This window comes from Anaerobium acetethylicum (genome assembly GCF_900096945.1).
Taxonomy (GTDB): Bacteria; Bacillota; Clostridia; order Lachnospirales; family Lachnospiraceae; genus Anaerobium; species Anaerobium acetethylicum.
Genome location: NZ_FMKA01000001.1, coordinates 352104 through 373743, shown reverse-complemented (window position 1 = coordinate 373743; position 21640 = coordinate 352104). Strand labels below are relative to the sequence as shown.

At 43.4% G+C, this 21640-nt stretch carries 17 protein-coding genes; 16 read left to right on the top strand and 1 reads right to left on the bottom strand.

The features are described 5' to 3' along the window. Positions 1–78: 78 nt before the first annotated feature. The 11 genes from BJR36_RS01670 to ilvC all read left to right on the top strand — a co-directional run bounded on the left by BJR36_RS01670 (position 79) and on the right by ilvC (position 14644). Positions 79–1764 carry an ABC transporter substrate-binding protein gene (locus BJR36_RS01670; protein WP_091229181.1) on the top strand — a complete coding sequence of 562 codons (1686 nt, stop codon included), beginning with the start codon at positions 79–81 and terminating at the stop codon, positions 1762–1764. Positions 1765–1850: 86 nt separating this feature from the next. Continuing rightward, positions 1851–2813, top strand: coding sequence for an ABC transporter permease (locus tag BJR36_RS01665; RefSeq protein ID WP_091229178.1), 963 nt, complete (start codon positions 1851–1853; stop codon positions 2811–2813). An 11-nt stretch (positions 2814–2824) separates the two neighbouring features. After that, a complete protein-coding gene (locus BJR36_RS01660) occupies positions 2825–3754 on the top strand; it encodes an ABC transporter permease (RefSeq protein ID WP_091229176.1) in 930 nt (309 codons plus the stop codon). A 12-nt stretch (positions 3755–3766) separates the two neighbouring features. Then, positions 3767–4780 (top strand): ABC transporter ATP-binding protein, encoded by a 1014-nt coding sequence (locus BJR36_RS01655; protein ID WP_091229173.1) that lies wholly within the window; start codon positions 3767–3769, stop codon positions 4778–4780. Further along, positions 4770–5801, top strand: a complete 1032-nt coding sequence (locus BJR36_RS01650) for an ABC transporter ATP-binding protein (protein ID WP_091229169.1) — start codon at positions 4770–4772, stop codon at positions 5799–5801. Before BJR36_RS01655 ends, BJR36_RS01650 begins: the two co-directional genes overlap by 11 nt. Before the next feature lie 9 nt (positions 5802–5810). Further along, the gene (locus tag BJR36_RS01645) at positions 5811–7439 is read left to right on the top strand and encodes an FAD-binding protein (RefSeq protein ID WP_091229167.1); all 1629 of its coding nucleotides are present in this window, start codon (positions 5811–5813) and stop codon (positions 7437–7439) included. Between the two features lie 192 nt (positions 7440–7631). Further along, positions 7632–8369: a glucosamine-6-phosphate deaminase gene (gene nagB / locus BJR36_RS01640; RefSeq protein WP_091229164.1), complete on the top strand. Its 738-nt coding sequence runs from the start codon at positions 7632–7634 to the stop codon at positions 8367–8369. 138 nt (positions 8370–8507) lie between these two features. Next, positions 8508–10304, top strand: a complete 1797-nt coding sequence (locus BJR36_RS01635; protein WP_207648800.1) for a bifunctional homocysteine S-methyltransferase/methylenetetrahydrofolate reductase — start codon at positions 8508–8510, stop codon at positions 10302–10304. Positions 10305–10336: 32 nt separating this feature from the next. Next, positions 10337–12775 carry a homocysteine S-methyltransferase family protein gene (locus BJR36_RS01630; RefSeq protein ID WP_091229160.1) on the top strand — a complete coding sequence of 813 codons (2439 nt, stop codon included), beginning with the start codon at positions 10337–10339 and terminating at the stop codon, positions 12773–12775. A 323-nt stretch (positions 12776–13098) separates the two neighbouring features. Continuing rightward, positions 13099–13587, top strand: a complete 489-nt coding sequence (gene ilvN, locus BJR36_RS01625; RefSeq protein ID WP_091229158.1) for an acetolactate synthase small subunit — start codon at positions 13099–13101, stop codon at positions 13585–13587. 37 nt (positions 13588–13624) lie between these two features. Then, positions 13625–14644, top strand: a complete 1020-nt coding sequence (ilvC, locus tag BJR36_RS01620; protein WP_091229155.1) for a ketol-acid reductoisomerase — start codon at positions 13625–13627, stop codon at positions 14642–14644. Positions 14645–14792: 148 nt separating this feature from the next. Here the strand turns inward: ilvC and BJR36_RS01615 are convergent, their stop codons facing one another. Beyond that, positions 14793–15683, bottom strand: a complete 891-nt coding sequence (locus BJR36_RS01615) for a LysR family transcriptional regulator (RefSeq protein ID WP_091229153.1) — start codon at positions 15681–15683, stop codon at positions 14793–14795. A 176-nt stretch (positions 15684–15859) separates the two neighbouring features. Between BJR36_RS01615 and leuC the strand changes: the two genes are divergently transcribed. From leuC to thrC, 5 genes are all read left to right on the top strand, one after another. Continuing rightward, a complete protein-coding gene (leuC, locus tag BJR36_RS01610) occupies positions 15860–17125 on the top strand; it encodes a 3-isopropylmalate dehydratase large subunit (RefSeq protein ID WP_091229150.1) in 1266 nt (421 codons plus the stop codon). Between the two features lie 13 nt (positions 17126–17138). After that, the gene (gene leuD, locus BJR36_RS01605; RefSeq protein ID WP_091229147.1) at positions 17139–17624 is read left to right on the top strand and encodes a 3-isopropylmalate dehydratase small subunit; all 486 of its coding nucleotides are present in this window, start codon (positions 17139–17141) and stop codon (positions 17622–17624) included. A 231-nt stretch (positions 17625–17855) separates the two neighbouring features. Continuing rightward, complete coding sequence (locus BJR36_RS01600) at positions 17856–18638, top strand: carbon-nitrogen family hydrolase (RefSeq protein ID WP_091229113.1); 783 nt, start codon at positions 17856–17858, stop codon at positions 18636–18638. A 371-nt stretch (positions 18639–19009) separates the two neighbouring features. Beyond that, positions 19010–19924: a cell wall hydrolase gene (locus BJR36_RS01595; protein WP_091229110.1), complete on the top strand. Its 915-nt coding sequence runs from the start codon at positions 19010–19012 to the stop codon at positions 19922–19924. 192 nt (positions 19925–20116) lie between these two features. Further along, positions 20117–21604: a threonine synthase gene (gene thrC, locus BJR36_RS01590; protein ID WP_091229107.1), complete on the top strand. Its 1488-nt coding sequence runs from the start codon at positions 20117–20119 to the stop codon at positions 21602–21604. The last annotated feature ends 36 nt before the right edge of the window (positions 21605–21640 follow it).

Sequence of the window (21640 nt, the reverse complement as noted above, 5' to 3'; positions counted from 1 at the left end):
CAGCAATTCAAATTAATAATAAGCGTGAGAAAGAGAAACGCTGATTATAAAAAACATTCAGAAAGGATAGGAAGAATTATGAAAAAGAGAATTTTAAGTCTTTTACTTGTAGGCGTAATGGTGTTGGGCCTTGCGGCATGCTCGGGTAATAAGGAAAAAGAGGAAACAAAAGAAGAAACAGCAACAGAAGAAACAAAAGAAGAGACTTCGGGAGGACCACAGGTATTATATTCAAATGGAGGACCAACTGAATTTTTTGAAACACCATGGTTAAATCCAGGATCATATATGTACAATAAGACATTATATGACCGCCTGCTTATGGCTGACAGCTCCCTGACAGCTCTTGAAGGTGAAGGACAGATGGCAGCAAGCTACACCTTTACAGATGATGGAAAGACCTTAACTTTCGTACTGAGAGATGGAATCAAATGGCACGACGGAACAGACATTACTGCTGATGATATCAAATGGAGCATCGAATACAGCCTTAAGACTACAGTTCTTAATTCAGTATTCAAATCAACATTTATGGCAATTGACGGCGCTGATGCTTATATAGCAGGAACTGCTGACAGTATTTCCGGTATTGCTGTTGATGGAAAGACAATCACGCTCACTTTTTCAAAAGTTGCATCGGACGCGCTGCTTGCATTCACACAGTTCGCACCGCTTCCAAAGGCACAATTTGAAGGCGTAGACCCACTCAGCATCCAGCAGGCTAAGTTCTTCCAGAGCCCTGTCGGTTCAGGACCTTTCAAAGTAAAAGAAGTTCAGATGAACAACTATACAACACTTGAAGCCAATGCAGATTACTGGGGAGGAGCAGCAAACTTCTCAATTTATCTCAATCCAAGCGCAGGCGACAGTGATGCAAACTTTGTAACAAATGCTAAAGCTGGCAAATTAGATTATGCTTATACAAAGAGCATTGCAGATGTTAAAGCATTGACAGGTGTTGAAGGAATCAATATCGAACAGGTAGACGTAAGATACACCCGTCTTCTTTATGTAAACAAATTTAAAAAAGCTGACGGATCAGAAGCACCGCTTGCAAATCCAAAAGTTCGTCAGGCAATCAAATATGCCCTCGACATGGACAGCATTCTTGAAGGAATCTTCGAAGGTGCAGCTATTTCTGCAAACAGCCTTACTCCGAACGGAGAATGGAAAGCAGAAGGATTAAACGACTATGCTTATAATGTAGAAAAAGCAAAAGCGCTTCTGAAAGAAGCAGGATGGGATTCAAATACTGAACTTGACGTGGTTTACTACTACACAGATCAGGCAACAGTTGATCTGATGACAATTATTCAGAGCTATCTGTCAGAAGTAGGAATCAAGATTAACTTCAGATTAGTGGAAGGCGATCTTGCAACTATTCTCTGGAAGGCACCAGCTGATCCTGTAAACGGACCTTCAGCAGTTGACTGGGATATGTGCTATGCGGCAAATGCAGCATTATCAATGCATGAATACTACGACAGATATCAGACTGGATATTCAATCAACTCACATACTCCATCAGATCCAGAACTGGATAAACTGATTGCGGCAACAAACACTTCAACAGATCCTGAAGTACAGAAAGAAGCTTTCTTCGAACTTCAGAAATATGAAAACGAAACTTTATTTGAAATTCCGCTTTACTATCAGCCAATCTTCCTTGTGACTAGCGATAAGATTACAGAAGGTCCTGCAACTATCGGAAATCCTCAGTATAACTACAACTGGGATATTCAGAACTGGAAGTTAGGCGAATAGCAATAACCTGATAGAAATATTCAATTCGGCAGGAGGGTTGTAGTTCGCAGCTACAGCCCTCTGACTGAATTAAAGGAGGATTTATAATGCTTAAGTACATACTTAAGAAAATATTAGGAATGATACCGATGCTCTTTATCATTACATTTTTGATTTACTTTCTGCTGGACCTGACACCAGGTGACGCCGTTTCCCATCTGATGGATCCCGAAGCGCTGGCCCGTCTTTCTGCAGAACAGCTGGAAGCTCTTCGCGAGACATACGGACTTAATGATCCGTTTGTTGTACGCTACTTCAAATGGCTCTTACAGCTTGTACAGGGGAACTTCGGTTACAGCGTGTCAAGCGGCGTTCCTGTAAGTCAGATCATCGCAGAATCGCTTCCTGCAACCCTTGAACTTTCTGGAACGGCACTCCTGATTTCCACTTTGTTGGGAAGCATACTTGGTGTTGCCGGCGCAATCAAAAAAGGAACAATCGGAGACAACGTGCTGACAGTTTTTGGTATGATCGGCGTTTCCATACCTCAGTTCTTTTTTGGTATGGTCTGTATCCTTGTTTTTGCACTTAACCTGGAATGGCTTCCGGTTGGCGGCAGAACAGATCCAAGTGTCGTGTCATTCTTCGGACGTCTGAAATATCTGATACTGCCTGCATCTGTTCTTGGAATATCACTTACTGCCGGCGTAATGAGATATGCCCGTACCAGTATGCTTGATACGATGAATAAAGAATACATCAGGACAGCACGAAGCAAGGGAATACCTGAATGGAGAGTAAACCTCATCCATGGATTCAGGGTATCGTTAACTCCTGTTGTCGTACTTGTAGGCTTCAGGCTCCCGACACTGATTGCAGGGTCTGTAGTAATCGAAACAGTGTTCCAGTGGCCAGGTGTTGGCCAGGTGTTTAATGCAGCAGTCCGTGCATCTAACTATAATCTCGTAATGATAGTTGCATTGTTATTTGTAATAATGGTTTTATTTGCAAGTACGATCGTAGATATCTTAACGGCAATATTGGATCCACGTGTCAAATTGGATAGCTAAGGAGGCTCAGTATGTTTGCATTATCAAGTAAAAAACGTTTTAACAATAAATTAGATAAATTGAAACAGCAGGAAGAAAGCGGCATTCTCGCAGCGAAAAAAGCAGGCAATCGTACGCTCCGTAAACTGTTGAACAACCGCCTTGCTGTTGTGGGCGGGGTCATATTCCTTGTCATACTTCTGGCGTGCATATTTGCACCATTGCTGACGTCTTATAATCCGCTTAAGGTAGACATGAAGAGCATCCTGAAAGGGCCTTCAGCTGACCACCTGCTCGGAACTGACAAAGTAGGAAGAGATATTTTATCAAGGATACTTTACGGAGGAAGGCTTTCGATCCTGATTGGTTTCGGAAGCGCCCTTGGATGCGCTACACTTGGTATTCTGTTTGGATGCTACAGTGGTTTTAAAGGCGGCTTATTCGACAGCATTATGGTCCGTGTTTCGGAAGTGTTCATGTCATTCCCGCAGCTGATTCTCGTACTTATGCTCGTTTCCATATTAGGACAGAGTACAAAGAATATCGTGATCATTTTTATAATCTGCGGATGGGGCAGCGTTTTCCGTATGGTGCGTTCCCAGATCCTGTCGATCAGGGAAGAAGAATATGTACAGTCTCTTAAGGTTTTCGGTCTGAACGATTTCCTTATCTGCTATAAGCATATGCTTCCAAATGCCATCGGACCAGTTGTTGTAAATATAACGCTCAGTACTGCCATGTTCATACTGGAAGAAGCAGCACTCAGCTTTTTAGGACTTGGTGTTCCGCTTGAAATAGCGACTTGGGGAAATATCCTCAATTCCGCACAGGATATGTATACGCTCCAGAACAACTGGTGGATGTGGCTTCCTGTGGGTATAGTAATATCATTATTTGTTATGAGTATAAACTTTGTAGGCGATGGTCTGAGAGATACTACCGACCCTACGCAGCAAGGTTAGGAGGCAAAGAATATGCAGGACCAGACAGTTATTTCTGTAAAAAATTTAAAAACATATTTTTACACTAACCAGAGGTGTAATAAAGCAATAAATGGAATTTCAATGGATATTAAAAGAGGCAAGACTCTCTGTATCGTTGGAGAATCTGGATGTGGAAAAAGCGTTACAGCTTCATCAATCATGCAGCTTCTGCCAAAATTATCACGAATAGAAGAAGGCGAAATCATCTACCACAGTGAGGACAGGGGCGATATCAAAATCCACGAGCTTGAGCGAAATGGAAAAGAGATGCGTTCCTTACGAGGACAGGATATCGCTATGATTTTCCAGGATCCTATGACTGCACTGAATCCGGTATATACCGTAGGCTGGCAGATTGTTGAAATGATCCGGGCTCATGAGAATGTATCTAAGAAAGAAGCGAAGGCGAGGGCGCTGAAGCTTCTGAAGGATATGGGGATTCCATATCCGGAAAAGAGGATTGACGAATACCCCCACCAGTTTTCAGGCGGTATGAGGCAGAGGGCCATGATCGCAATGGCAATGAGCTGCAATCCGAAAGTCCTGATTGCGGATGAGCCTACAACAGCTCTTGACGTAACAATCCAGGCGCAGATATTCGAACTTATGGATAAACTGAAAAAGGAATATGATACGGCTATCATGCTGATCACCCATGACATGGGCGTTGTCTGTGAATTGGCGGATGATGTGGCTGTTATGTACATGGGCAACATAATTGAAAGCGGAAGCGCCCGGGAAGTACTTAAGAGTCCTGGACATCCTTATACGAAAGCGTTGCTGAAATCAATCCCTATTTTAGGAAAGGGTGCTAATCAGGATATCAATCCTATCAAAGGTTCAACACCGGATCCGTTCAACCGTCCTACAGGATGCCAGTTTGCGCCAAGATGCGATTATGCATGCGACAAATGTAACGAAGCAATGCCTGAGGAAAACCAGGTTGGAGGAACACATATGGTCCGCTGTATCAGATTTCAGGAGGTAATGGCAGATGGAAAATAAGAAAGAACCATTATTAACCTTAAAAGGTGTACAAACACATTTCCCTATCAAGGGCGGCTTTTTTGGAAAAATCCAGAATTATGTAAAGGCTGTAAATGATATAGATCTTACTATATACAAAGGGGAAACCCTCGGCCTTGTAGGTGAGTCAGGGTGCGGAAAGACGACCCTCGGAAAGACCATTCTTCAGCTGTATAAAGCGACAGCAGGAGAAATGATCTATAATTTTGAAGGAGGTCCAAAGGATCTTGTGAAGCTCAATAAAGAGGAAATGGATCTGGCAAGAAGAAAAATCCAGATTGTTTTCCAGGATCCTCAGTCTTCCCTGAATCCTTCCTTTACAATCTATCAGTCGCTTTCAGATCCGCTTAAGAAATTTGGCATTAAGACAAAAGAAGAAAGACGCAAGCTTATCGGCGACCTTCTGGAGGCTGTTAACATGCGCCGGGAATATATGGACAGATACCCTCACGAATTTTCAGGCGGACAGAGACAGAGGATTGGAATTGCCAGGGCTCTGTGCATCAATCCTGAACTTGTAATCTGTGACGAAGCGGTAAGTGCCCTTGACGTATCGATTCAGGCTCAGGTTCTCAACCTGCTAAAGGATCTGAAGGAAGAGAAAAACCTTACCTATATTTTCATTACACATGATTTAAGCGTTGTTGAATATATCAGCGACAGGATTGCGGTTATGTATCTGGGAAGAATCGTTGAACTTTCTAATGCTGCGCAATTATATACACATCATATTCATCCTTATACCCAGGCTCTCTTGTCGGCAATTCCGGTTGCAGATATCGACTATGAGAAAAAGCGCATATTGCTGGAAGGCGATGTTCCGAGCCCTGTAAATCCTCCTTCAGGATGTAATTTCCATCCGAGATGCCGCATGTGCCAGCAGATCTGCAAGGAACAGAGGCCTGAATTAAAGAAATATATCATTGATGGAGAAGAACACTTTGTTGCCTGCCATTTTGCTGAAGAGACAATCAAGAGCGTCAAAAAAGGACAGGAGTAAAATAATATAATGGAAAAAAGCAGAACAATAAAAACAGATGTCTTAGTGATAGGTGCGGGTATCGCAGGTGTTATGGCTGCAATAAAGGCAGGAGAACAGAAGGCAGATGTAACCTTGGCGAGCTGCACGAAAATTTTTTCCGGATCCAGTTTTTATCCCGGAACCTGGGGCTTCGGCCTTGTAGGTCCTGAGGATAAAGAGGATGAAAAGGATTTCATTGATACAATCCTGAATGTGGGAATGGGAATGGCGGATAAAACGCTTGTTGAAACCTTCGTGAGCCATATAACGGAAGGCATTGATAAACTCAGAAAATATGAAGTTCCATTGAAGGAAGCCGAGGACAAAGGCGCGGCAGAATTCATTCCCTGTTTCGACCATAAAAACCGGCAATGGAACGGATTGCTGCAGGCAGGGGCAAAAGAAGCACTTTCGAAGCAGCTTGAAAAGAATCACATCAATCTGCTGCCTGATGTTGAAATTGTGCAGTGCTTCAAGAATAAAGGCCGGATGACGGGAGCCTTGGGCATCCACAGAGAGCAGGGATTCATCAGGATCTTCTGCAAAAGCATCATCATTGCTTCCGGCGGACTTGGTGGACTCTTCAAGTACCGTCTGAACACGGATGATGTGACAAGCATGGGGCAGTATCTGGCAATGGAGATGGGTGCGACTCTCGTAAACCTGGAATTCATGCAGATGATGCCCGGTTATCTGAATCCATGCCCTAAGACTGTCTTTAATGAGAAGGTATTCCGATACAGCGAGTTTCTCGATTGTGAGACAAAGAAGTCCATTTTTGAAGAAGACGGAACGGATTGGGAACGGGCGTTGAATGAGCGTTCGACTCATGGACCGTTCACCTCGAGAATGTATTCGAAGTACGTCGATTTCAGGATATTCAGACATTGCATGAAGGATGAGCGCGGTGTCACCGTGCACTATAAAGATGCGCTTAAGAAAAACCAGCCCGAATTCATCAAGACTTATTTTGACTGGCTCAAAGAAAAGAAAAACCTTACTATAGAAGATGATATACAGCTTGGCATATTCTATCATGCATCAAACGGCGGAATCATGATAGACTCAGATGCGGCAACGGGAGTAGAAGGACTGTTTGCATGCGGTGAAGCTACAGGAGGCATGCACGGAGCTGACCGGATAGGCGGGCTTTCTACTGCAAACGGTCTTGTGTTTGGAAGCATTGCCGGCAGAAGCGCAGCTGAGTATGCAAAGAAGCTTGATATCGTTGAAACAGAAATGGAGATAGATATTCCTGTGGTCAAGGATGCAGCAAGATGGATCGAAAGGCTGAGGCAGCTGAATTTTGAAACTGCAATGATTTTCAGGCAGGATGATCAGATCAGGAAAACGTTAGCGGAAATAGAAGAAATAGAACAGAAGACAAAAGACAGTACTACAAGTATGGGGACTGATGAATTTTCGTATGAAGAACTGAAAACATCCTGCAGGCTCAGGGCAATCCTTGCTTTATCGAAAGGGCTCAACCAGGCTGTTCTGATGCGAAAGGAAAGCAGGGGGTCCCATTACAGAGCGGATTATCCGGAGACAGATCCGGAGTATGGAAAACGCATCGTTTTACATAATGGCCAGACGGAGTTTGAAATACAAAAATAATCCTCCGATTCAAAAACAGCTGAAACTAATTTCAGAATTACATGTGTAATGCGGCCAAAACAAAGAAAAGTAGGAAAGTATTTCCTAAACCCCATTATTTTTTGAAATTTGACCGGACCTGCGTTATAATCGAACCATAGTTTGGGCTATACGGCATTTGTGAATGCCGGATTTGAAAGGAGAACAGGATTTATGAGGATTTATGAAGCAAAAGATTACGAGGGAATGAGCAGAAAAGCGGCGAATATCATTGCAGCGCAGATTGTAATGAAACCTGATTGCGTTCTGGGGTTGGCGACGGGTTCATCACCGATAGGAACTTATAAAAGGCTTATTGAAGGTTATGAAAACGGCGATCTCGATTTTTCGGAAGTGAAGTCCGTAAATTTAGATGAATACAAGGGACTTTCAAAAGAAAATGACCAGAGTTATTATTATTTCATGAATGAAAAATTATTCAGGCATGTAAATATCAAACCTGAAAATACAAATCTTCCCGATGGGCTGGCAACTGACGATGATGCTGAATGTACAAGATATGATGCTGTAGTTGCAGCTACTGGCGGGATAGACCTGCAGCTTCTTGGGCTTGGCCATAACGGCCATATCGGTTTCAATGAACCGGCTCAGGAGTACGCAAAGGGAACAAACTGTGTCGCACTTACGCAGAGTACAATAGATGCAAATTCGCGTCTGTTCGAAAAGGCGGAAGACGTTCCGAGATTCGCATATACAATGGGCGTTGGAACGATCATGAAGGCAAGGAAGATTTTAATCATAGTAAGCGGTGCGGATAAGGCCAAGATCGTAAGGAAGGCTTTCTTTGGACCGGTTACCCCTGAAGTACCTGCATCCATTCTCCAGTTCCATAATGATGTAACAATAGTGGGCGATGAGGCAGCTTTGGCAGAAATTCAGGAGTTTATATAGTCATCAGTAAAAATAGGAAAAGGCTTTCGGCATAATGCTGGAAGTCTTTTTTTCAACCTATGTTGTCTGCCGGCTTTTCATTGTAAAAAAACTGTGTTATTATGTTTTGAAAGTATGATTATGAATAAGAGGTATAATATGGGCATCAGAGAATATTTAAAAACAAAAAAGCTGATTGCGGATGGGGCCTTTGGTACTTATTTTTCACAGATAAATAATACAAATGAGACCATTTCGGAAAGAGCTAACCTTACAAATCCGGAACTTGTTTTAAGGATACATTCAGAGTATATAAAGTCAGGTGCGCGCCTGATCAGGACCAATACCTTTGCTGCAAATACCCGGATTCTTGGCGGGACTGCAGCAGAAAGGGATGAAATTATCAGAAGCGGCTACAGGCTGGCTTGGGAGGCTGTGAACAGAAGCGGCTGTAAGGTCTTTGTGGCGGCGGACATAGGGCCGATTCCCGAGGATCTTCATTCCGAACCTGCAGAAATCATGGATGAATATCTAAGGATCTGCGACTGCTTTTTAGAATGCGGCGCCGAGGTTTTCGTATTTGAGACTTTTCCGAATGTCAACTATATAAAGAAAATCGTCAAATACATAAAAGAGAAGAACAAGGATGCATTCATTATCACGCAGTTCTGCATTAACCGCTATGGCTATACAAAGTCGGGCATCAGCGCATCAAGGCTGTTTGCAAAAGCTGGAAGCATAGAGGAAATTGATGCCGTAGGCTTCAACTGTGGAATAGGGCCCAGCCATCTTTACCAGGTTCTGAAGAAGATGAAGTTTGAAACAGGGAAATACGTTTCGGCAATGCCGAACTCCAGCTATCCTGAAATGCTGCAGGACCGCATGGTCTATCTTGACAACATCCAATATTTCGGTGAAAAAATGCAGAGCATTTCTGAGCTTGGAGTGAGCATTCTGGGCGGCTGCTGCGGAACGACCCCGCTTTACATCGAAGAGACCATGAAAAGGATTGATTTCAGCCCTGTTGATATCGGAAAGATGCATATGGACAGGGAGAAAACGGAGCCTGAAGCTGCGGTGAATAATAAGTTCTACAGAAAACTTCTCAACGGAGAAAAAGTGATAGCTGTAGAGCTTGATCCCCCTTATGATGCTAAAGTTGAAAAGATAATGGAGTGTGCAAACATACTGAAGGCGGGCAATGTTGACATACTTACTTTTGCTGATTCGCCTATGGGCAGAGGCAGGGTGGATTCTATCCTGATGAGTGCAAAAGTAGGCAATGAGGTAGGTATTCCGGTCATGCCCCATATTGCGTGCAGGGATAAGAATGTAATCGCCATGAGAGCCGGTATTCTTGGCGGCTACATTAATAATATCAGGAATCTTCTGATCGTGACAGGTGACCCGATTCCCAGCGGCGACAGGGATGAGACTACAAGCGTTTTCGACTTCAATTCCGTAAAGCTGATGGAATTCGTGAAGGAGATGAATGTAGAGCATTTTTCAGAGGAGCCGATTGTCTATGGCGGAGCACTCAATCATGGACGTGCGAATATAGATAAAGAAATAGAACGAATGCAGAAAAAAATCGAAGCAGGTGCCTCTTATTTCCTGACCCAGCCTATTTTTTCTGATGAAGATGTGGACAGGATACATTACATAAAGAGCAGGGTGGATACGAAAATTCTCTGCGGAATCATGCCGCTGATCAGCTACAGAAATGCCAGCTTCATCAAGAATGAGATTGCGGGAATTCATGTTCCGAAGGAAATCGTGGACAGGTACAGTCCGGATATGACCAGGGAGGAAGGCGAAGCCACAGGCGTTGCGATTGCCCGGGAAGTTATGGCGAAGCTTGGTGATGTTGCGGATGGCTTTTATTTCATGCTTCCGTTCAACAGAGTACACCTGGTAGAAGGAATGCTAAAGAATGAACAGAAAAGCAGGCTGTAAAGTGAAAAATACAAGAATAGGCAGGTAAGCAGATGAATAAAAAGGAATTTTCAAACTTGACACAAAGCCCGGTTATCCTTGATGGAGCAACTGGCTCAAATCTTCAGAAACGCGGGATGCCTTCGGGGGTCTGTCCGGAAAAATGGATAGTTGAGAACAGGGAGGTGCTGATTGGTCTTCAGCGGGAGTATGTGGAAGCGGGAACAGACATACTTTATGCGCCTACTTTTTCAGCCAACAGGATCAAACTGGCGGAATATGGCCTTGAAAATGAAATAGAAAGACTCAACAAAGAGCTGGTTGCCATTTCAAAAGAGGCAGCAGCAGGAAGAGCACTTGTTGCCGGTGACATCACTATGACAGGGGAGCAGCTTGCGCCGATGGGGCCTTTGGAATTTGAGGAACTGATCGACATATACAAGGAGCAGATCGGATACCTTGCGGAAGCTGGCGTCGACCTCCTGGTCATAGAAACGATGATGAGTCTTCAGGAATCCAGAGCTGCCCTTATTGCGGCAAAAGAGACCTGCAGCCTGCCTGTAATGGTTACGATGACATTTAACGAAGAGGGCAGGACTCTCTATGGAACAGATCCTGAAACCGCAGTCGTCGTACTCCAGAACCTGGGGGCGGATGCTGTCGGCGTGAACTGCTCGACAGGCCCTGACAAGATGATCGCCATTGTTGAAAGAATGAAGAAGCATGCCATCGTACCGATTATTGCAAAACCGAATGCCGGCATTCCATCACTGGATGAGAACGGAAATACGGTATATGACATGGAGCCATCGGAATTCGTTAAGAACATGAAGAAGATCGTTGAAGCAGGAGCCTGCATAATCGGCGGATGCTGCGGAACGACTCCGGAATACATCAGGGCTTTAAAGGATGCATCTGAAGATATGGAACCTGCTCCGCTCAACAAAAGCCAGGGCAGGGTGATCGCCTCGGAGAGAAAGCTGCTGAGCTTTGGCCTGGACAGCAGGTTCATGATCGTAGGCGAGAGAATAAACCCGACAGGAAAGAAAAAACTCCAGGAAGAGCTCAGAAATGGCGAGTTCAACATGGTGCTGGATTTTGCTGCTGAACAGGAAAAATGCGGCGCCAAGATACTGGACATTAATGTGGGAATGAATGGAATTGATGAAAAGCAGACCATGCTGCAGACAATCCGTGAAGTATCGTCTGCAGTGAGCCTTCCTCTCTGCATCGATTCAAGCCATATTGAGGTGGTTGAAGCTGCGCTGAGGCAGTATCCGGGCAGGGCACTGATCAACTCTATTTCACTCGAGACCGAAAAATTTGAAAAGCTGATCCCGATTGCAAAAAAATACGGTGCGATGTTCGTTCTCCTTCCTCTTTCTGACAAAGGTCTTCCAAAATCATTGGAAGAAAAGATGGAAATTATTCATACAATCCTGGAAGCGGCAATAGCGCACGGCATGACGAAGGAAGATATCGTAGTTGACGGCCTTGTCGCTACCGTCGGTGCAGATAAGAATGCTGCGCTGGACACCCTTGCCACAATCCGTTATTGCAGGGATACCCTTGGACTTGCCACGATCATCGGGCTTTCCAATATTTCCTTCGGTCTTCCTGACAGGTCTTTCGTTAACAGTACTTTTCTGACAATGGCGATTAAGGAAGGACTTACCATGGCCATAGCAAACCCGTCTCAGGAAATGCTTGTAAAGACAGCGTTTGCAGCAGACCTCCTCATGAACAAGGAGGAAGCGGATATCAGTTATATCAACAAAATAACAGAAATGAACAGTAAAGAGCAGGAAACGGCAGCATCCATGGAAACTGTTCAGGGTAAGACTGTCCCCGTTGCGGAAAATTACGAAACAAAGATCTATGAAGGAGTGCTGAAGGGAAGCAGGAAAACCATTGTGGAATTGGTCAAGGCGTGCCTCAGGGAAGGGGCAGTACCAGGAGATATTCTGAATAAAATGCTGATTCCGGCAATAAATGAAGTGGGAAGGCTCTTTGACAGGCAGATCTACTTCCTGCCTCAGCTCATAGCCAGTGCGGAAACAATGAAAAAGGCCATCGAATATCTTGAACCGATGCTTGAGGAGACTGCAGAAGGCGAAGCGATGCCGGTGGTAGTCATCGCCACAGTGGAAGGCGATATCCATGATATTGGAAAGAACCTTGTGGCGCTCATGCTGAAAAACTATGGCTATCGCGTGATCGATCTTGGAAAAGATGTTTCAAAAGAATTGATTGTCAAGACAGCAATAGAAAACAATGCGGCTGTAATCGGACTTTCTGCATTGATGACAACGACCATGCAGGAGATGAAACATGTGATTCGGCATGCAAAGGAAAACGGATGCACGGCTAAAGTGATAATCGGCGGGGCAGTAATTACCCAGGGCTATGCTGATGAAATCGGAGCAGATGGCTACTCTAAGGATGCAGCGGACGCAGTAAAGCTGGTGCAGAGAATTACGTTAACGCAATAAATTGAAAAAGTGTTCTGTGAATATTGACAAAGAATAATATAATTGTTAGAATGTAACTGTTCGGTCGTGCCGGTTTCACCTTAAGATGATATGCACAGGCCATGCCGAAACACATGTTTTAGCACGGCGGACCACATGCTTTTACGATAAATTCGTAAAGGAAGCACGCATAAACAGCAGCTGGATGGTTACGTTGTAATAAGCAAATAGTGGGTTCACTTATTGAGATAAATAGAACGTAAGAATTATAAAAAAGAATTTTCCACGTTATAATGTCCAGTCTTATAACGTGGTTTTTTATAAAAACGGAAGGTGGTTTATCAATGAGAAGAATGGTATTATCCATACTGGTAGAAAATACCGCTGGTGTTTTGAGCAGGGTATCAGGGCTGTTCAGCAGACGCGGATATAATATTGACAGCCTCACAGTTGGCGTGACAGAAAATCCGAAGTATTCAAGAATGACAGTTGTTGTCCATGGCGATGATCAGATTCTGGAACAGATAGAGAAGCAGGTTGGAAAACTTGTGGACGTTAAAGAAATTGTAGAACTGTCAGATGGCGAGTCGGTCTGCAGAGAACTTATTCTGGTAAAAATCGAAGTTACTGCTGAAAAGAGGCCGCAGGTCATTGCTGTTGCAGATATTTTCAGGGCCAAAGTCGTGGATGTCGCTACAAACTCCATGATGATAGAGCTTACCGGAAACCAGGCAAAGCTTGATGCGTTTATCGGCCTTATTGAAGGGCTGAAAATAAAAGAACTTGTTAGAACAGGTATCACAGGGTTAGCTAGAGGATCATCAGACCTTTAACTCATAAAAAAAATATTAAATTCTGGAGGGAATTAGAATGGCAAAAATTTATTATCAGGAAGACTGTAACTTTTCCATGTTAGAAGGAAAAACCATAGCTGTTATCGGTTACGGCAGCCAGGGACATGCTCACGCACTTAACGCAAAAGAATCAGGAGCTAACGTTATCATTGGTCTCTATGAAGGAAGCAAATCATGGGACAAGGCAGTAGCTCAGGGATTTGAAGTATATACTGCAGCAGAAGCTGCTAAAAAAGCTGACATCATCATGATCCTGATCAACGATGAAAAACAGGCTGCTATGTACAAAAATGATATCGAACCAAATCTTGAAGAAGGAAATATGCTTATGTTCGCTCACGGCTTTGCAATCCATTTCGGACAGATCGTTCCTCCTGCAAATGTAGACGTAACGATGATAGCTCCTAAGGGACCTGGACATACTGTAAGAAGCGAATACCAGGCAGGAAAAGGTGTTCCTTGCTTAGTAGCTGTTCACCAGGATGCTTCAGGAAAAGCATTAGACAAAGCTTTGGCTTATGCATCAGCAATCGGCGGAGCAAGAGCAGGCGTGCTTGAGACTACTTTCAGAACAGAAACTGAAACTGACCTTTTCGGCGAACAGGCAGTTCTTTGCGGTGGTGTATGTGCACTTATGCAGGCTGGTTACGAAACACTCGTAGAAGCTGGATATGATGAAAGAAATGCATACTTCGAATGTATCCATGAAATGAAGCTGATCGTCGATCTGATCTATCAGTCAGGTTTTGCGGGAATGAGATATTCAATCTCAAATACTGCTGAATATGGTGATTACATCACTGGACCAAAGATCATTACTGAAGAGACTAAAAAAGCAATGAAAAAAGTATTGACAGACATCCAGGACGGAACTTTTGCAAAAGACTTCCTGTTAGACATGTCAGAAGCTGGCGGACAGGCTCACTTCAGAGCAATGAGAAAATTAGGCGCTGAACATTCTTCAGAAGTAGTTGGTGAAGAAATCCGTAAACTCTACAGCTGGAACAACGAAGAAGATAAGTTCATCAATAACTAATCTGATTATGGAATTGAAATAAGAGATAGAAGTAAAGGCCCCTCGTGCATAGAAGCATGGGGGCCTTTGCCGTCATGGAACAGAAAGCATGCCAGGACAGGCTCTCATGCGGAGGGTGGTCGCCGAAGCGGCATGAGAGTTCGCCCGGCTATGCCCTGCAAAACTCAAGAAACGTCTTCGCCGACTGGGAAAGTGCTGTTTTCGAGGACCACGCAAAACAGATTTCCCTCTTTTTTATGGGAGCGGGAAGCGGAAGTTCCATAAGGGTGCCTGCACTTATATCATCAGTCACGAATTCCTTTATGACACATGCTATGCCGAGCCCGATCCGTGCGAATTCTATGAGCAGATCCATGTCGCTGATTTCCAGGATATGATGGGTTTCGATATGGTGTTTCAGGAAATAGCTGTCGATATAGGAACGGGTCAGGTTTTCTTCATCAAGAAGCATGAGGTTGCCGCTCTTGAAAAAATCGGATTTGCTGCTGCCTTCACGGAGTTCCAGATTCTCAAGGTAAGACGAGGTTGCTACAAAAACATCTTCGATTTCTCCCAGAGGAAATAGTTCAAGATTTTTTATGCTGTCCGATTTCCCGATAAGTCCGATATCGATTTCGTTATGCTCCAGCATGCTGAGGGTATGTACAGTTGACTGGCATTTGATCGTGATTTTAATATGGGGGTACCTGAGCACAAAATCCTTAAGGTACGGGAGGAGCATGTACTTGCCCAGGGTTGCGCTTACGCCTATGCGTATATGGCCGATGCCGAGGTCGCTGATGTGCTTCAGATTTTCTTCACCTGCGGCAATTGCTTCGAAGGCAGTCTTCAGATGGCTGTAAAGAACCTTTCCTTCGTCGGTCAGGGTTACGCCCCTGGAATTCCTGATAAAAAGGGTTGCTTTCAGGTTTTCCTCAAGCCGGCCTATTGACTTGCTGATTGCGGGCTGGCTGATATATAACTTCTCGGCTGATCTTGAGATATTGCCGGTGCTGGCAACTGTATAAAAGATTTTATAAAGAGAGAGGTTTGATTCCATGGATAATTCCTTTCTTAAAATATTTTTCACATATATTGTGATTTGAAAAACTGTAAACGATATGACTGTAGATTATATCAAACATTCTTAATATGTATTTCTATTATACCAGATTATATGTTAGAATAACACCATAACTGTTGCAAAAGCAATAAGAGCACAAGGAGGAACCAAAAATGGGAATGACAATGACTCAGAAAATACTGGCGGCGCATGCGGGATTGCATGAAGTGAAAGCCGGACAATTGATAGAGGCTGATTTGGATCTGGTACTGGGCAATGACATAACTTCACCAGTAGCGATACATGAGATGGAAAAGATGAAAGTAACGGGAGTATTTGATAAAGATAAAATAGCTCTGGTTCCCGACCATTTCGTACCGAACAAGGATATAAAATCTGCTGAACACTGCAAATGCGTGAGGGAATTTGCAAGTGCACACGACATAACCAATTATTTCGAGGTAGGGGAAATGGGCATCGAACATGCCCTGTTGCCGGAAAAAGGATTGGTTGTTGCGGGAGATGTCGTAATAGGGGCAGATTCACATACTTGTACTTACGGAGCTCTTGGCGCTTTTTCAACAGGTGTAGGAAGTACAGACATGGCAGCAGGAATGGCTACTGGGAAGGCATGGTTCAAGGTTCCGGCTGCCATTAAGTTCAACCTTACAGGAAAACTTCCTAAATGGGTTAGTGGAAAGGATGTAATCCTTCATATTATCGGCATGATCGGCGTTGACGGAGCTCTATACAAATCGATGGAATTCACAGGCGACGGGATTGCTAACCTGACTATGGATGACAGATTTACAATTGCAAATATGGCAATTGAAGCCGGCGCGAAAAACGGGATTTTTCCTGTGGATGATCTCGCGGTTTCATACATGAAAGAGCATTCAAAAAGAGAATTTAAAATATATGAAGCGGACGAGGATGCTGAATACGAACAGGAAATAGTAATCGATTTAAGCACCCTGAAATCAACAGTTGCGTTTCCACATCTTCCGGAAAATACAAAGACAATGGATGAAATAGATGAAGTTGTAATCGACCAGGTGGTGATCGGTTCATGTACAAACGGAAGACTTGATGATTTAAGGATTGCTGCAAAAGTGCTGGAAGGCAGAAAAGTGGCAAAAGGAATAAGATGTATAATCCTTCCTGCAACACAGAAGATTTATCTTCAGGCGATAGATGAAGGCTTGATTCAGATATTCATAAAAGCTGGCGCTGTAGTAAGTACGCCTACCTGTGGACCTTGCCTTGGCGGATACATGGGTATCCTTGCTAAAGGTGAAAGATGTGTTTCGACAACCAATCGTAACTTTGTTGGGCGTATGGGACATGTCGAATCAGAAGTATATCTGGCAAGCCCTGCAGTAGCAGCGGCAAGTGCGGTGACAGGAAAAATTTCAAGTCCTGCAGAACTTGGATTATAGGAGGATAAGGCATATGAGGGCATTTGGAAAAGTTTTTAAATATGGCGACAATATAGATACAGACGTAATTATTCCTGCAAGATATTTAAATTCATCAGATCCTGCGGAACTGGCAACACACTGTATGGAAGATATCGATGCTGATTTCGTAAAGAATGTAAAGAAGGGCGACATCATTGTTGCAGACAAGAACTTCGGATGCGGATCATCGAGAGAACATGCTCCGATTGCGATCAAGGCATCAGGAATCAGCTGTGTAATTGCTGAAACCTTTGCAAGGATTTTTTATAGGAATGCAATCAATATAGGGCTTCCGATTATCGAGTGTCCAGAAGCGGCAAAGGGAATAGAGGCCGGAGACGAAGTGGAAGTGGACTTTGACAGTGGAATGATTTATAACAGAACAAAGGGAACCCAGTTCCAGGGACAGGCTTTTCCTGAGTTCATGCAGAAAATAATAAAAGCAGAAGGTCTTATAAACTACATAAACGAAAAATAGCAATTCAATGCCGCCGGACTTATTTGGAATCCTGCGGCATTGTTTGTTGCTATCATAAGAGCATAGTTTCTGGAAGGTTCAACATGTAAAGATGCATCTGTTATTGCGGAATAAGATATAGAATTTTTAATAGGAAGAAACACAATCCTAAAAGAGGATTAGGCGTGTGGATATGGGAAGAAACTTGATGCTTAGTCGGGTTCCTGTATATAGAACAAGGAGGGCAGAAGGATGAAGATATGTCTGGCTCAGTATGATATAAAATGGGAAGATAAGGCAACCAACTACGAAAAGGCGAAGGGTTTCATGGCGGATGCAAAACTGCAGAATGTGGACCTGATCCTTTTTCCCGAACTTAGCATGACTGGTTTTTCAATGGATACTGAGAAAATCGGAGAATCTCCAGGCGGTCTGCGCACACTGGAAACCTTCCGGGGATTTGCTTTGGAATTCGGGATGGCCTGCGGCATAGGATATGTTTTTTTAAGAAATGGAGGGAAAGCTGAGAATCGGTATGCAATAATTTCTAAAGACGGAAGCGTGATATCAGATTATGCCAAGATACATCCCTTCTCAAATGGTGGGGAGGATGCTTATTACGTTGGAGGCGATGCTATTTCAGAATGCATGATAGATGATGTGTGCGTTTCCACCTTTATTTGCTATGATCTCAGATTTCCGGAAATTTTCCAGGCAGCATCACGGAAAGCCAAACTGATCACGGTTGCTGCAAACTGGCCTGCGGCAAGAAAAGAACACTGGGTAACGCTGCTGAAAGCCAGGGCGATTGAAAATCAATGCTATATCGCAGGGATTAACAGGGTGGGAACAGGAAACGGGATCGCTTACAGCGGAGACTCCATGATTGTCGATCCCACAGGCAGGGTGATCGCAGAGGCGGGAAATGGAGAAATGCTGATCGAGGGGGAAATCGATATAGAGAAGGTTGACAGGTGCCGTGAATCATTTCGTATCAGGGATGACAGGAGAGAAGATCTATACAGGGAACTTTGATGCTTTTGTTCATCTTGTGAAACCCATCTTATAAAGACGATAGTATTAAAGGTATCGAATTTGTTAAGAATTGATTGCAAATAAATCGAAAAGATTATATAATATTTAATAAATATTGAAATAAAACAACAATTTGTTCATAAATGCATAATAGAGAGTGAAAATAAATGTAATCATTCTGTTGAATAGTCCGAGAGAGTCTTGTTCACTGATTGCGTATAATCATGATCTTTAGATTGCACGTATCGTAAGAGCGGCGTTTTCATCATTTGTTTTTATATACATAGCGGGAATGTTTTGGATGGCTGCGGCATAGCCGCCATATATACAAAACTTGCCTGTATGAATAAATTACGAAAAGAGGAGTATGTATGCTGACAGTACACTCGTTTCTCCGAGGAATTTATAACTTTCTCAAGAATGTATCAAAGAAAAGTTATAGGACCTGCACAATTATTTCTACAGGCACTGCGGTGCTCTGTATCATAAGTCTGAGCTCGAATGAATTTAGCGGTTCGGGCAAGAATAAGGTTGTGCGATTTGAAAAAGCATCCACGAATAGTTCAGAGGATGAAAATGACGAAGAAATTGACGCAAAGGCAAAAGTACAATTCGATGTTGCTGGTCTGCTTATCACAACACAAAGTCTGGAAGACTATTTTTTGCAAAACAGGAAGATGACAGGGACGCAGGGTTTGAAAAATGCTGTGGCCAGCATGAAGCAAAAGAAAGAAGAAGTTGAAGCCCGTTATAAGGTGTGTATCGGGAATGGCGCCATACCTGTCCGGGCGGAGCATGAATCAGATGTTTCCGCAGCATCTGCACAAGCTTGTGATACAGGTGCACAGGTAGAAAAGGAGTCTGTTCCGGCGCCCCCTCAACCCGCAATTCAGCTTTCAGAGGAGGAGCGGTATGTACTCTTGCGGATAGTCGAGGCTGAAGCGGGCGGAGAAGACATGACTGGTAAGATTCTGGTGGCAAATGTCATTCTTAACAGAGTGAATAATGATGCGTTTCCGGATACGGTTAAAGGGGTTGTATTCCAAAAAAGTGGAGGAAGTGTTCAGTTTTCGCCTGTGGCAGATGGCAGATACTACAGGGTATCCGTTTCGGAAGAAACAAGGGAAGCTGTTTCACGGACGCTGGCAGGAGAGAACCCGTCACAGGGGGCGCTCTATTTCTCTGCCAGGTCGGATGCAGATCCTTCCAATATGAGCTGGTTCGACAGGAATTTGAAATGGCTTTTTGAATATGGAGGTCATGAATTCTACGCTCTGAAGGACTGATCAATAGCAACGGTCCGTTTATGGATGTCTTATCCTTAGGACTTTGCAGGAACAAACATCGTGCATGCATAAAAATTCAAACTCCATAAAAACGGCTTGTAGTGGCCTAAAAGGTATGATATAATTCATGACGGTAGGGGAGACTGATATAAGGGAATCTGCTTGCTAAGAATATAGAAAAGGAATGAGTTTATGGAATTATTATATAAAAGTACAAGAAGCGAAAACGAAACTGTAACTGCATCGCAGGCGATATTAAAAGGTCTTGCGGATGATGGCGGACTATTTGTGCCAACTGAAATCCCGGTACTCGATATCGATATGGACACGCTTGCGGCTATGTCGTATCAGCAGGTCGCATATGAAGTGATGAAAAGATTCTTTACAGATTATACAGAAGAAGAACTGAAAAGATGCATTGAAAAAGCATATGATTCAAAGTTCGATACAGATGAAATAGCACCTATTGTAAAAGCGGACGGAGCTTATTATTTAGAATTATTCCATGGAGCGACGATCGCCTTCAAGGACATGGCTCTTTCAATCCTGCCTCATCTTCTTACAACAGCAGCTAAGAAAAATAACGTCAAAAATGAAATCGTAATCCTGACTGCAACTTCCGGAGATACTGGAAAAGCTGCCCTTGCAGGATTTGCAGATGTTGAAGGAACCAGAATCGTCGTATTTTATCCTAAGGACGGCGTTAGCCCGATTCAGGAAAAACAGATGGTGACCCAGAAGGGCGCCAATACAATGGTAGTTGGCATCAACGGAAACTTCGATGATGCACAGAGCGGCGTAAAAGCAATGTTCAATGACAAAGAATTAGAAGCTTCGATGGAAAAAGAAGGTTTTCAGTTCTCATCTGCGAACTCGATCAATATTGGAAGGCTTGTGCCACAGATTGTATATTATGTGTATGCTTATGCAAAATTATACGCAAATGATGAAATATCAAAAGATGAAAAGATAAATGTTGTAGTGCCTACTGGAAACTTCGGAAATATTCTTGCGGCTTACTATGCAAAAAACATGGGGCTTCCAATCGACAAGCTTATTTGTGCATCAAACGACAACAAGGTTCTGTATGATTTCTTCCGCACAGGAAGCTATGACAGGAATCGCGAATTTATTCTGACAACTTCTCCTTCAATGGATATTCTTATTTCAAGCAACCTTGAAAGGCTGATCTACAGAATTGCAGGATCTGATGCAACGAAAAATAAGGAGCTTATGTCGCTTTTAAGCGGAAGCGGAAAATATGAGATAACTGACAGCATGAAAACAGAACTTGCTGATTTTTACGGAAACTACGCAAGCGAAGAGGAAACAGCTGCAGTAATCAAACAGATATATGAAGATACAAATTATGTGATCGACACGCATACGGCGGTTGCTGCGAGTGTCTATAAAAAGTATAAAGCAGAAACAAAAGATGAAACAAAGGCAGTAATTGCATCTACAGCAAGTCCATACAAATTTGCAAGAAGCGTAATGGACGCAATTGATAATAAGTATGACAGCATGGGTGATTTTGAATTGATTGATGAACTTTCAAGAATTTCAGGCGTAGAAGTGCCTCAGGCAATTGAGGAAATCAGGGATGCCAAAGTTCTTCATGATACTGTATGTGAAGTGGATGAAATGCCTGCTGTTGTTACGAAATTTCTTGGCATGTAGAATTAAAGAGGTATATAGGAGATCCGAGGGATTTCC